General features: G+C 69.5%; 8 protein-coding genes. All 8 read right to left on the reverse strand.

Annotation, left to right across the window (positions count from 1 at the left end):
* Nucleotides 1-5: 5 nt before the first annotated feature.
* Entirely contained in the window at nucleotides 6-2,189 is a 2,184-nt protein-coding gene (locus IPL40_15270) for a tetratricopeptide repeat protein (GenBank protein ID MBK8482500.1), read from the reverse strand.
* Nucleotides 2,189-2,815 (reverse strand): hypothetical protein, encoded by a 627-nt coding sequence (locus tag IPL40_15275; GenBank protein ID MBK8482501.1) that lies wholly within the window; start codon nucleotides 2,813-2,815, stop codon nucleotides 2,189-2,191. Before IPL40_15275 ends, IPL40_15270 begins: the two co-directional genes overlap by 1 nt.
* 74 nt (nucleotides 2,816-2,889) lie before the next feature.
* Nucleotides 2,890-6,075 carry a tetratricopeptide repeat protein gene (locus IPL40_15280; protein MBK8482502.1) on the reverse strand — a complete coding sequence of 1,062 codons (3,186 nt, stop codon included), beginning with the start codon at nucleotides 6,073-6,075 and terminating at the stop codon, nucleotides 2,890-2,892.
* A gap of 217 nt (nucleotides 6,076-6,292) precedes the next feature.
* A complete protein-coding gene (locus IPL40_15285; GenBank protein ID MBK8482503.1) occupies nucleotides 6,293-8,185 on the reverse strand; it encodes a hypothetical protein in 1,893 nt (630 codons plus the stop codon).
* Between the two features lie 3 nt (nucleotides 8,186-8,188).
* A complete protein-coding gene (locus IPL40_15290) occupies nucleotides 8,189-8,869 on the reverse strand; it encodes an outer membrane beta-barrel domain-containing protein (GenBank protein MBK8482504.1) in 681 nt (226 codons plus the stop codon).
* Nucleotides 8,866-9,600, reverse strand: coding sequence for an outer membrane beta-barrel domain-containing protein (locus IPL40_15295; GenBank protein MBK8482505.1), 735 nt, complete (start codon nucleotides 9,598-9,600; stop codon nucleotides 8,866-8,868). The genes IPL40_15290 and IPL40_15295 overlap by 4 nt, the downstream gene beginning before the upstream one ends.
* A 2-nt stretch (nucleotides 9,601-9,602) precedes the next feature.
* Nucleotides 9,603-11,828 (reverse strand): AgmX/PglI C-terminal domain-containing protein, encoded by a 2,226-nt coding sequence (locus tag IPL40_15300; GenBank protein ID MBK8482506.1) that lies wholly within the window; start codon nucleotides 11,826-11,828, stop codon nucleotides 9,603-9,605.
* Nucleotides 11,829-12,395, reverse strand: a complete 567-nt coding sequence (locus tag IPL40_15305) for a hypothetical protein (protein ID MBK8482507.1) — start codon at nucleotides 12,393-12,395, stop codon at nucleotides 11,829-11,831. It lies immediately after the preceding gene.
* Between the last annotated feature and the right edge of the window lie 255 nt (nucleotides 12,396-12,650).

Genomic DNA, 12,650 nt, shown 5'->3' on the forward strand with positions numbered 1-12,650 from the left:
CGGCTCTAGGGAGCCGTCTTGAGCTTCGCCAGCGCCGCGGCGGCGGCCGCGTGCCGTGGATCCGCGGCCAACGCGGCGGTCAGGGCCGCCCGAGCCTCAGCGGGTTGCTGGCGCTCGAGAAAGATCTGGCCGAGGTAGTAGTAAGCTTCAGCGAAGTTCGGTCGCAGCGCGACCGCGCGTTGATAGGCGGCCACGGCCTCGTCGACGCGTCCCGTATTGTAGAGGGCAAAGCCCCGGTAGTAATGCGCGAGCTCGTTGTTCGGTTGGTCGGTCGCCGCCTGATCGAGGGCCTTGAGGGCCGCGGGGTACATGCGCAGGCGGGCGTAGGCGAAGCCGAGGGCGATGCGGGCGCTCGTATGACGAGGGTTGGCCTTGATCGCCTCGAGGTATTCGCCGATCTCGAGCTGGGTCTTCTTCAGGCGGAAGTAGATGTCCCCGAGCTTGTAGTGCACTTCGGCGCGCAGCGAGGGATCGGCGCTGGCCGCGGCCCGATAGGCGCGCAGCGCCGCATCGTAATTCCCCGCGACGTGATAGGCCTCGCCCAGGCGAAACTGCGCGCCGCTGTGACGCGAATCGAAGGCGGTGGCTCGCTCATACGAGGCAATCGCGTCGTTGTGGCGCCCGAGCGCATAGAGCACCTCGCCGAGGCCAAAGTGCGCGTCAGCGTTCCTCGGATCGAGCTCCAGCGCCGCGCGGTATTGCGCGATGGCCTGGTCGGTCTCGCCGCTGTTGGCCAGCACCTCCGCGAGCACGAGGCGTGCCATCAGGTCTTCGGGATGGCTGCGCACGACGGCGCTGAGCTCGCGGGCCGCACGATCGCTATCTCCGCTGCGCGCCAGGGCGACGCCCATGAAGCGGCGCGCATCGCTATCGCCGGGCTCGAGATCGAGGGCTGCGGTCAGGGCGACCTTGGCCTCGTTGATTTCGCCAAGGCGAATCAATGCCTCACCGAGCAGCCGGTGCGCCTCGGCCATCGCGGGATTGATCAAGATCGCGTCGCGCAGGTGGCGCACGGCCTCCCTGGTGCGCCCGGTGCGCAGCGAGGCCACGCCGAGGTTGAAGACCGCCGGGCCGAACTTGGGGTCGGTGCGGAGTGCCGCCGCAAAGGCGCGGTGCATCGCCTCGTTGCGTCCGAGGCGCCCAAGCGCGACCCCGAGGTTGTTCAGCGCCAGGGTATAGCGCGGCCGCTCTTGCAGCGCGCGGCGGTAGGCCTTGGCGGCCGCCGTGAATTGCCCGAGGCGGAAGAGGCAGACGCCGCGGTTATAGAGCACGTCGGCGTCCTTGGGCGCGACCTTGAGCGCCGCGTCGTAGGCGACGAGGGCGGAGTCACGGTCACCGGCCGAGAGCAGCAGGTTGCCGAGGTTATTGCGCGCGGCGATGAGCTTCGGATCGAGCGCGATGGCCTTGCGGTAGGCGCTTTCGGCGGCATCGCGCTCCAGCGCCTGAGCGTGCGCCTCGGCCAGGTGAAGGAGGGCCTCCGCGGAGTCCGGGGCGCTGTTAACAGCCTGCCGGAAGGCGGCGATGGCCTCCTGAGGAAGTCCGCGTTGACGATAGGTAATGCCGAGATTCATCCAGGCGGCATAGGAGTGTGGCGCGAGATCGGTGGCCTTGAGGAAGGCCGCCAAGGCCTCGGCGAGACGGCCGCGGCGGTGAAGTGCCACGCCGAGCTCGAGCTGTGCGGTCGCGTCGTCGGCACGCGCGGCCACGGCCGCCCGCAGGGCCGGAAGAGCGGTGTCGAGGTCGCCGAGGCGCAACGCAACACCGCCCAGCTCGCGGGCCACCGCCGCGTCGTTGGGGTCGCGCGCCAGAGCGGCGCGTAGGCGCGTCAGCGATGCGCGCAGGGTCGCCTCGTCGACAGCGACGGTAATGCCCGCCAGCTCTGCGCTTGGTTCCTTGGTGGCGAGCTCCGCGCTCGCTGGGTCGCTGCCGCTCGCCGCTGCCGCCTGCGTGACGGCGTCTCGCGCAAGCTTGCCCGCGATGCCGGGCACGTTGGCCCAGGGCCGCGCACGCGCGCCTGCTGTTGGCGCGCCGGGCGCGGGCGCCGAGCGTGTCGCCGGCAGGCTGTGGGCGCGGCGTGGGTGCGCCGTGGAACGCTTGGTTCGCGCCGGGGCGGCGGTGCCGTCGCTAGGAGCGGCGGCGAGCAAGAGGAGCCCGCCCAGGGCGCCGACTGTGAAGACTTGGTGCCGCATCAGTCCACCCACAAGACCGTGTTGTGATCGCCGGTCTGAGCGACGACGCGGCGACGGAGCTCCCACCAGCGCAGCTCCTTCTTTCGCGCCGCTTCGCGCAGGCGCTTGACGCGCTTGCCTTCTCGGTCGTAGCGCGCCTGGAGCCGCTCGTACTGCCGGCGGAAATCCTTGAGCGAGAAGTGCTTGCCGCTCGGCAGGTCCTCTCGCTGCACCAGCTGCGCCTTGGTCAGCTCAATCGCCGCCCGGGCGACGACCAGGCCGAGGCGTCGCAGCTCGATCTGGGCCTCGGCCCAATCGCGCAGCTCCTCGAGGTAGCCGACCCAGGCCTCGGCGAGCCGGACGCCCGCGCGGCTCCCGCGCTTCTTGGCCCGCGCGGCGCTGCGCTCGGTGACGCGGATCTGCTGCTCGGTGTCGCGCAGCGCGTCCTCGGCCTCGTCGAGCTGGTCGAGCGCGATGACCGTCTCGTTCTCGGCGTCATAGACCGTGATCTGACCCTGGCGCGAGACGTCGCGCAGCATGCTGCGCTGGACGACGTGGGCCAGGCTGGCATCACCACAGGCAGCGAGAAGCGGCAGGGTGAAGACGAGGGCGTGCCAAGCGCAGGCGCGGCGCAGGAGCCCCGCCATACGGCGTGCGCGCGCCGATAAGCTGCTGGGGTGGCCGGCTCGCTCAGGACGGAGAATAGGAGGAACGTTCAGTCTCACGCGCTGCCTCCCACGATGCGCAGGGCGTCGGGAATGAGGGCGGGGTCGCTGTCGCTGAGCGCGCCCAGGTTCGGCACGGCGCGCAGATCAGTCTGAGCGTCACTCTTGTAGCCGAAGCTGATCAACAGCGCTGCGCGATTGACGCGGGCGGCGCGGTGGCTCGGATCGAGCTTGAGGGCCTTCGAGAGCAGCGCATAGGCCTCCTGGGGGTTGCCCAGCCGGGCCTGAGCGGCGGCCAGCAGATTGAGCAACGACGCGGTCTCTCGCAGCTCGAGACCCTTGGAGAAGATCAGCTGGGCCATGTAGGGGTCGCCCGCAGCCAGGTAGAGCGTGCCCAGCTGCTCGATCGCAGCCGCGTCGTTCGGCTGCTGCGCCAGCTTGAGCTGGAGTTCTCGGCTGCCGCTCGGTGTGACCTGCTGTGCCGAGACCGTCGCCGACCGGGTCTGCGGATCGCCGCTGGGCGCCCGACCGGCGAGGCAGGCCTGGGCTGCCGGCGAGAGGACCTTGAGCCGGCGGGCGGCCGCGGCGCATTGGGCGATCGCCTGTTTGGCCTCGGCCTCCAGCGGCGCGGCCTGGGCCGCGAGCGCCTGGCGTACCTGCTTCGCTGCATCTGGAGGGAGATCGGGTGGGAGCGGGAGCTCGCGTAGCGCCAGCGCTGCGGCCTCGTCCACCGCTGCCAGGCGGCCGAGCGCGGCGACCGTCCAGGTGCCGCTGCCGAGGGCACCAACGCCGGTGTAGGCCTGCCTCGCCTGCGCCATCAGGCCAAGCTTTTGCTGGAGCGTCGCCCCGAGTTGGCTCAGGTCGCTGCTGAGCTGCGCGGCCTCGAAGGCCTTGTAGGTGATCTCACCGAGGTAGAGCTGAGCCGCGGCCGCCGCCTCGCGGTCGGCGTCGTTGCCGGCGCCGCCGTTGACGGCGGCATCCTGCAGCTGCTGCTGCGCGGGAGCGAGCTGGTCCTGGCGAAAGAGGGCGTAGCCCAACAAGTAGGACAGGTCAGGTGAGGCTGCGCCCGCGCCCTGAGCGCGTTGCAGCAGTCCGACGACGCTGCCCCAGTCGCTGGCATCGACGTGGAGCCGGGCGATGCGCACGGCGAGCTCCGCCTTCTGCGTCGGTGTGACCGGCAGGCGCAGCAGGACATTGAGGTTCTGCTCGGCGTGATTGCGGTCACCGAGTCCCGCGCGAATCTGGCCAGCGGCGAGGTGAAGGTCGGCGGCTGCCTTGCCCTGCCGGAAGCGGGCAGCCGCCTCGAGGTAGCCGGCCCCGCGGGTGAACTGCAGCGAATCGAGCGCGATCTTGCCCATCGTCGAGAGCACATCGGGGAGCTCTTCGGCGTTGGGATAGGCGCGGCGCAGCTTCTCCCCGACCTCGAAGACCTTCTCCGGGTCGCGGGAATTACGGGCGGCGACGAAGGCGTTGAGCAGGGCCTTCTTGCCCAGGGTCGTACCCTTGTAGGTCTCGGCGATCTGTTCGAGCTGGGCCGTGCCCTCGGCGTCGCCCTGCTCCTCGCCGGCCTTGATCGTCTCGGCGCGCAGCAGGTTTTCCTCGGCGCCCTGGACGATCGCCGCCAACTCGCCGCGAAACGCCGCGTCGCCGAGGTCGGCGAGTCGCTGCAGCCGTTTGCCGGTGACGATCAGGCCCTCGAAGTCCTCTTGGTTGCGGTACGAGTCGAGGACCAGGTGGGCCGCGACCGTCGCTTCCCGCGAACGCGTGAACTCGTCGACGAAGGCGGTGAAGAGGCGTATCGCTTGGTTGAAGTCGCCTGCGTCGTAGTAGGTGCGCGCGATGTTGAACTTGACCTCGCGCGCATTGTCCCCGCGCGGAAACTCCCGCAGATAGAGCTCGCCGGCGCGGCGCAGACCGGCGCGCGCCTGCTCGACGTCGAGGCGCGAGAGCTTCTCCGTCCCCTTGAGCGCGTCGAAGTAGGCGACCACCGCCGTGTAGACCGACACCCTGCGCTCGTCACCGCGCTGCGTGGTAGCCGAGCGCTCGTATTCGCGGCCGGCCGCGAGCTGGCGCTTGGCCGAGTAAAGCGCGTCGGCGAGGTTGCCGCGAATCGCCGGTGCGTGCTTGCTGGTGGCGAAGAAGGAGAGGTAGGCCTCGTTGGCCCGGGCAGCCTTCAGGTAGAGTTCTTCGTCCTTCTTCTCCGTGGCGAGCTGCTGCATCTGCGTCGCAATGTAGCGGGTGTAGCCCTCGAAGGCGCGGTAGAGCTGGGCGCGCTCCTTCTCCGCCAGCGCGGCGTTGTAATAGCGCCGCCGGATGACGCTCACCAAGGCTTCGACATCTTGCGCGCCGTCGCGGTAGAGCTTGCCATTGGTCACCGCCTCATAGAGGCGATTGGCGTACTCAACGGCGTCCTCGAGATCGCCGCTGAGGGTGAGTATCTCGCGATACACCATCGCCGCCGAGACCCAGTTCTGGCGCACGTAGTAACGATTGCCGAGCTTGTCCAGCGCGGCGAGGTAGGTCGTCTTGGTATCGGCTCGTTGGCGGAAGTAGTCGAGCGCCTTCTCGGGCTTGTAGACCTCGGTGAAACAAAAGACCGAGTCGACGAGGGCCTCACGACGCAGGTCGATCTTGGCACCGCCCGAGGTCTGGGTCGTCTTGTTGGCGAAGAAGGTTTGCGCCGCGCGGATCGACCCCTCGAAGAGCGTCAGCGCGCCCTTGAAGTCGGCGCGATTGATTCGGCACCAGCCGAGCTTGTAGCGCGCCATCGCATGAACGCGCGTCTCGGGGCCCTCGAGGACCATGCGGTAGAATTTCTCAGCGTCGTCGAGCTGGGCGCGGTCGAAGTGGTAGTCGCCCATCACCAGCAGGCCCTCGAGGCGGTACTCGCTCTTGGGATACTTGTCCGCGAGGTCCTGATAGGTGCGGAGCATTTGGTCGTAGTCGCCAAGCTCGCGCATCTCGTGCGCCATGAAGAAGAGCACCTTGTCGCCGTCGGGATAGTCCGGATAGAGATTGAGCAGGCGGCGATAGGTGGCGATCGCTTGATTCTTGAGCAGGCGGGTCTGCACCGAGACGACACCGCCGGTGTTCTTCGCCGTGCTCTGAGCCAGCACGAGCTGGTACTGATAACGGGCCTGCTCGACGTAAAGCTCGGCGAGGCGGTTGAAGAGGTCGGGAAGATAGCGAGCGCCGCGAGCGCGGGTGATCAGGGTCTTGGTGGTGCGCAGCGCGAAGCGCACTTTTCCGATATCACGCTGCAGGCGCGCGACTTCATCATCGACTCCGGGGCGACGTGGCGGCGTCGCGCAGCTAGCCAGGAGGCAGGCGAGCAGGCCCCCACGGCACAGCCCCCGGAGGATGCGCGGGGCGGTGGCGCCGAGGCGCCGCGACCGGTCGCCCGTCGCATGCGGCGGGATCAAGGACGGCTCCGGGCGCGCGGAGTGGCCGCAGGGGCGCTCATTCGACACAGCGATCCTCGATGTTGAACTTGTAGAAGGGCAGCTCATCGGTCCAGTACTCTTGCGTGAAGCGATAGTAGACGCGGGCCGACGAGGCCGGCACCGGCGGTGTGCGCTTGCGCAGGACCGCGGCGCCGCTGCCCTCGCTGACGCGATCGAAGAGCGCCTGCGCGACCTCGTACTCGAGCAGGTTGACCTGCTCCTGGGTGCTCAGCATGTCCTCGGCGACCGCGCGCGTGCTGGCCTCGAGGTCGACGGCGAGCTCCGCGCGGACCTGCTGTAGCTTCTGCTGGTAAATGTGGCGCAGCAGCGAATGCAGGCCACCCGCCGCCCAGCGCTCGCGGTAGCCTTCCAGTCGGCGCAGCTCGTCGCGCAGGGTGCGACCGAAGATGTAGCGGCGGCGCGTTTCTCCGAGGCGCAGGGCGGCGTTGCGGACGGCCTTGATTTGCACGAGGGGGACGCCGTCGCGAATCTGCTGCAGGGCCTTGTCGTAGAGCACACGAAAGCGGCGAGCGGCGAGCTTAGCCGCGCGGAAGTGGCAGAAGCGGCGGTAGAGCAGCCCGCGCAGGACAAACTTCTCGGGCGCGAAGAGCCCGCGATAGATCGGCGCGTCGAGCGCGTAGAGCAGGCCCATGGCGCGGTGTGGATCGCCAGCGCGGTACTTCGACCAGGCGCGCTCGAGCAGGATTTCAGAGCTGAGTTCGGTTCCGCGAGGCACCTGGAGCAGCGTGTCATAGGCAGCGGAGTAGCGCTGCTGCTCGTAGAGCAGGCGCGAGAGCGAGTGCAGGGCCATGCCGCGCAGCCTGCGCACAGCAGTGGGGCGCGCGGCGACCGCGCGGATCAAACCGACGCGATCCTCGAAGCGTGGTGCGCGGCGGTAGACGGGAATTCCGCCGACCTCGACGTCGTAGGCGAAGGGCCTTCCGAGCTCATCCTCGTCCGTTTCCTTGGCGCGTTGCAGCAAAATGCCGGTTTCGGCGGCGACGCGGCCGAAGGCAAGCAGCGCCAGCTCGAGCTCCCAGCCCTGGGGCAGGCGTTCGAAGCGCACATCGAGCGCCCCGTCGTCGTTGACCAACGCCTTGAGCGCGAGGGTCAGCTTGGCGTCGATCTCTCCGCGGCGGCGCAGCGACTCGAGCGCCGCCGCGAGGTCGCTTGCGCCGAAGAGCTCGGCAAAGGCGCGCACGGCGAAACGCTGGCGGTCCGGGGGATCTGCGTGCAGCAGGCGAACGCCCGCCGAGTAGACCGCGAGATAATAGTAATAGCCGCGGCGGCTGAGGCGCGAGAAGCGCTCGTTGGCCCACTCGTCGAGCCCGCGAAAGAGGTTTGTGATGCCCTGCCAGTAGTGGACGAAGTCATTGAGCTCGGGCGGAAGCTCGCCGAAGTCCGTTTCACCGATCAGGTCCCGCAGGATCATGTCCTCGTCGATCGGACGCGAGAGGTAGAGCTGCTCGAGGGCGCGCACGGCGCGCGGGAGCAACTCAGGGGTGCGGCGCGTATTGGCGACCTGAAAGTAGAACTCGACCGCGCCGTGGTGCAGGCCGAGGCGATCGAGGGCGTTGGCGAGGAAGAACTGGGCGCTTTCGTACTTTTCCGCCGATTTGCCCGCCGTGTTGAGGTAGCGGGCGCAGGCATCGGCGGCCTGGGCATACTGGCCGTTGGCGTCGGCTTCCTTGCAGCGCGCGAACCAGCGCGCGGGTGGGACGGCCCCGCGGGCGCCCTTCGGGTCGGGCTTCGCGCCGCCCTTCGCGTTGGCCTTCGGGCCGGGCCGGGCGGCGGGCGCGGCGGCGACGAGCTGGGCTGGAGCGAGCGCGGCCCCGGCGTAGAGCAGGGCGACGACGGCGATGCAGCGGCGGAAGCGGCGCCGGTTGGGCTGGCGGGTGAGGAGCCGCATTCCTTACTCCTCCTCGTCGTTGGCTGCGAAGCCGAAGGTCAATCCGAGGCCGAGCGAGAGGTAGAGGTGGTTGCGTATGTCGCTGAGTCCCGCGACGAAGGCGTAGTCGCGCAGGTCGACGCGCATGGAGAAATAGGGGCCGAGAAAGAGACGAAGGCCGACGCCCGCGTTGAGCCCCACCGGTCGCGACCCATCGTCGAAGAGGCCAACGGTGGGTCCAGCAGTGAAGGCCAGCTCGGCGGCGAGCAGCGAGTCGTTGAGGAAGGCCAGCTTGCCGTAGAGCGGCTTGATCACGACGTTGGAGTTGAGCAGCGCCTTGATCTCGCCCTCGCGCTCGGGTTCCGCGTCGAAGCGCGTTCGCAGGTCCTCGCGCAGTCCGGTGCTGAGCACGAAGGAGTAGGCCCCGCCGATGATCTCCCAGCCGAGCAGATGATTGAAGTGATAGGTGTAGGCGCCTTGCAGGGCGATGCCCTTGCCGAAGGCGTCCATCGGCAGCGTGCCGACGCCGACCGAGAGCTCGTGGTGTCCCATCAGACGGCGCTTCTCGATCGAGTAGAGCTCGCCGCCTTGGGCCGTGGCCGGGTCGGCGAGGGCCGGGCGTGGCGTGAGCAGCAAGAGCGCGACCCCCGCAAGCCACCAGCGATGGCGCGAGCCCGAGGCGCGAGCAGGCCAGGACCGCTTCATGAGTCGCTCCGCGTCGTCCCGGCGAGGCTGAACGTCAGCAGCAGGGGAAGATGAGTCTCACCGGTCTCGGCGAAGAGCACGAGCCAGCTGATGTCGAGGCGCAGCGACCAGTGCTCGCTGAGGAAGCCCCGCACGCCGAAGCCGGGCGAGGCGCCGAAGGCCAGCCGCTGGCCGCGACCCACCGGGTCGTCGGCCGACCCGCCGCCGCCGTCGAGCTGGGCCACGACGCCGTGCAGTGAGAGGAAGAACTCGCCATAGACCTGTTGGTCGTTGAGAAAGGAGAACTTGCCGTAGAGCGGCTTGAAGAGGCCGCCGAGCTGGCCGAAGAACTTGATCTTGTCGAAGCGGTCGGCGTCGGTGCCGAAGTTACCCTCGAGCTTGTCGCGCAGGGCGCTGTTGAAGTTTCTCACCCAATGGCCGCGCGCTTCGATCGCCCAGAGGTCGTTGAGGTGCCAGCCGTAGCTACCGCTGAGCGTCAACCCCTTGGTGTAGGGATCGGCCGGTAGGGTGCCAACGGCGGCGGCGAACTCGTGTTGCACGCGGTACCGTCGATTCTGCACGGCGGGCAGCTTGTCGGTCTCCTCCCAGAGGACGCGCTTCTTCGCGCTGGCCCTTCGCGCTCCACTGACTGACGCTGCGAGGCACGCGGCGAGCGCGATGACCCGGAGGCTCCAGACCCAGTGAGCACGCCGGCGGGGCGACGAAGCAGCGGCGGCGCGGGCCACGTTCATGGTCAGAATCCTTGCACGCGGAAGACGAAGGGATAGCGCACGGTGACGGAGCCGCCGACCGGCTGCGGAAAGACCCAGCTACGGATCTGGCTCAGGATACAGGTCGAGACCGTGAAGTCCGCTACCGACGACGAAACCTGGCGCGCCGTATCGACGCGACCGGCGGGGTTGATGACCCAGTCGAAGACGATTTTTCCGGCGAGACCGCGATTGACCAAGAGCTGCCGTTCATAGCACGCCTGAATCGTTGCCATGTGCTCGCTGACGACGCGCTGAATCGCCTCCCGGGAGAGGAAGCCGCCCGTTGCGCTGATCGCGCGGGTCGGTGCCTTCGTCGCCCTGCCGCGAACGCGCGAGCCCGTCCCTGCCAGCGCAGTGATCGAGCCCACGCCCCCGCTGCCGGCGAGGAGCTGCGATCCGCCACGTGTCTCGCGGCCGCCGCCGCCGCCAAGGCCGCCGGCCAGGCGGATGCCGCCGCCCGGGATCTTGCCGATCACGCCAGAGACCTTGAAGCTCGCCCCGGCCCCGCCGGGAACGCGGACGGCCGCGATGTTGGTCACCAGCGAGCTCAGGTCGGCGCGCCCAGGGCCACCGCTCGGACGGATGTTCTCGAGAGCGCTGAGGACGCTCGCGACTTGCCGCTGCTGTTGCACCTGAGCGCGTGGCTGCGGGTTCACCGGCCCCGGACGCGAAGCGACCCGCTGGCGCACCTTAGGCTCCGCCTTGGGTGGCGGCGCGGGCGCATTATCAGGGGCCGGAGGTGGTGGCTCCTCGGCCTTGGGCGGCGCCTCCGCCTGCTTCTCCAGCTCGAGGTCCTTGAGCGAGACCTTGGCGAAGCGCTCAACCTCGCTCTCGATGGCCATGCTGGACTCTGGGGAGGCGAATCCGACCAGGACCATCGTCAGGAAGTGCAGGGCGAGGCTGGCCGCGAAGACCTGCACGGAACCCCAGCTCAGCCCGAGGCCGCGGCGTGGCGGCGGGAGTCGGGGTGCACGGACGAAGCGGACGAGGTGTCCGGCGTCAGGTCGCACGATCTGGGCGTAGTCGCCCTCGTGGAGCTGAATCGCGTAATGCTCGCGTTGAGCGTCGACGAGCAGACCATCTTGAGCGAGGCGCCCGAGAGGATAGGCCTTGCCGCCGCGCACGACGGTGCCGCCGAAATCGCGGCGGAAGAAGAGAATCGCCTGTCCGTCGCCGCTGACGCTCAGCAGCCGGAAGCCATCAGGATCAAGAAATACATTGGCGCCCGGTGGCGCGGCGACGACGTCGAGGAGCTGCCCATCACGGTAGCGAATCACCTCGGCGCTGGCCACGTGATCGGTCGGCACGGGGCTGGCGAAGCGCTCGCGGACGACGCTCTCGAGCAACGAAAAGGGCTCGCTGAAGGACGCGTCGTCGTCGTCGTCGTCCTCGCCATGGTCCGCGCTGGCGTCGTCATCGAAGGCGCTCGCCGACGTGGACTCCGGAGGCCAGCTTGACTGCGGCCGCGTGGCGGAGGCTGAACCCGCTGAGGGCTGGGCGCGGTCGCCTGCTTGGTGCGTCAGTGGAGCGTCGGGCACCGTGTCGGGCCAAGAGGGTCCGGCTGCCGGGCGGAACGCGGGGTCGACGGCGCGGGCCTGGGCGGCTGGCTCGGCCTGCGGCGGCGCGACGGCCTGTGCTGCCGGCAGGAAACGGTCAACCGAGGGGCGCGCAGGGGCGAGCGAGCGACCGCGCGGCACGGTGACGGGTTCGCCGGCCGGAAAGGGGTCGAGGTCTGCGCCGCCCGCCCTGGGCTGAGGCTGCGGGGTGCCGCGTGGCTGCGCGCGCAGGGGCGCGCCCTCGAGGTCGCTCAGTCGCCGAACCCGCGTCGCGGCATCCTCGTCGACGTTGCGGCGCGCGCCGTCGTCGGCGTTGGTCGCGACGAACGATCCTGTTGACCGACCGCCCAAGAGCGAAACCTTGAGGCGGAAGGGCCCGAGCCTGACCTCATCGACCGACCCGACGCGGCGCACGTCGATCGCCTCGCCATTGACGAGCACCCCGTTCGCGCGCGCGCTGCTGGCGATGACCAGGTGGCCGCCCTCGAGGCGCAGCACCGCGTGGCGCGCCTCGATGTTGGCGTCGCGCAGGCGCAGCGTCGCCTCGGGATCGCTGCCAATGGTGATGGTCGACTGTTGGAAACAGCGGGAGCCCAAGAAACGGTCTCCCAGGAACACGAAGACCTCGACGGCCGGCTTCAGCGAGTCCATCTAGGGGCGCTCTGGGTACACGGTTTGGAGGATCTCGGTGCGATAATTGGTGCGCTCGACGATCATGCTGCGAAGCTCGCTGCGCTTCCGGGCAAAGAGGTAGATCGCCCCGGACTTGGCGGTTTGACCCTGCACCAGGCGCCCGTCGAACTCGACCCGGGCCCCGCGCCGCAGCGTTCCCGGCGGCTGGGCGGCCCCGGCGCCGGCCTCAGCGTCGGCCGCCCCCGCACCGCCGTTGGCTCCGTCGGGCGCTGCGTCAGTGGCCGCGCCGCGGGACGTGCTTCCACCTGCCGCGGCACCGCGCGCGGGAGGGACGGGGCGGCGGCGACGAGGCGCGCGGCGGCGCCGGCACAGGTGCTGGGCGCTGCCGCGCGAAGCGGAGCGGGGCGCGTCAAGCTGCGCGGCCGACGCGCCCGCAGCGTCCGCGGGCGAGGTGCGTGGGAGGGCGATCAGGGCGCCGGCAAGCAGCACCGCCAGCCTCACCGCCGCAAGGCGCCGGGTCGAGCCCTGGTCAGGCACGCCGTCGGCGTCACTGCAGAGGCCCTGCTCCGATTGGCGGCAGGGCACGCCAGAAGGTTGGGCGCCGCGATGCTGCGCCCCGCCAGGTTCTGATCCGCCAGGCGGAGACGCCAGAGCTGCGTTCACTGGGTCGGACCTCCCGCTGGAGTGCCGCGCATGAGCGCGCGGTTGCACCCCGGCAAAGCGACATCGCCGACGAGCGGGCGCCCCCACCTCAGGTGCCGGGGCGCGGTCAACAGTAGGCTCGAAAGCGACGCGCTACGCTAGCATGGAGCGCGAATCGACGTCCAGACGGGCGTCGCG

The organism is Pseudomonadota bacterium (genome assembly GCA_016711215.1).
Lineage (GTDB): Bacteria > Myxococcota_A > Polyangia.

Coding starts and splice junctions, on each gene's coding strand:
- IPL40_15275 (MBK8482501.1), bottom strand. CDS start 2,815: ATGGCGGGGCTCCTGCGCCGCGCCTGCGCTTGGCACGCCCTCGTCTTC.
- IPL40_15300 (MBK8482506.1), bottom strand. CDS start 11,828: ATGGACTCGCTGAAGCCGGCCGTCGAGGTCTTCGTGTTCCTGGGAGAC.
- IPL40_15295 (MBK8482505.1), bottom strand. CDS start 9,600: ATGAACGTGGCCCGCGCCGCCGCTGCTTCGTCGCCCCGCCGGCGTGCT.
- IPL40_15285 (MBK8482503.1), bottom strand. CDS start 8,185: ATGCGGCTCCTCACCCGCCAGCCCAACCGGCGCCGCTTCCGCCGCTGC.
- IPL40_15290 (MBK8482504.1), bottom strand. CDS start 8,869: ATGAAGCGGTCCTGGCCTGCTCGCGCCTCGGGCTCGCGCCATCGCTGG.
- IPL40_15270 (MBK8482500.1), bottom strand. CDS start 2,189: ATGCGGCACCAAGTCTTCACAGTCGGCGCCCTGGGCGGGCTCCTCTTG.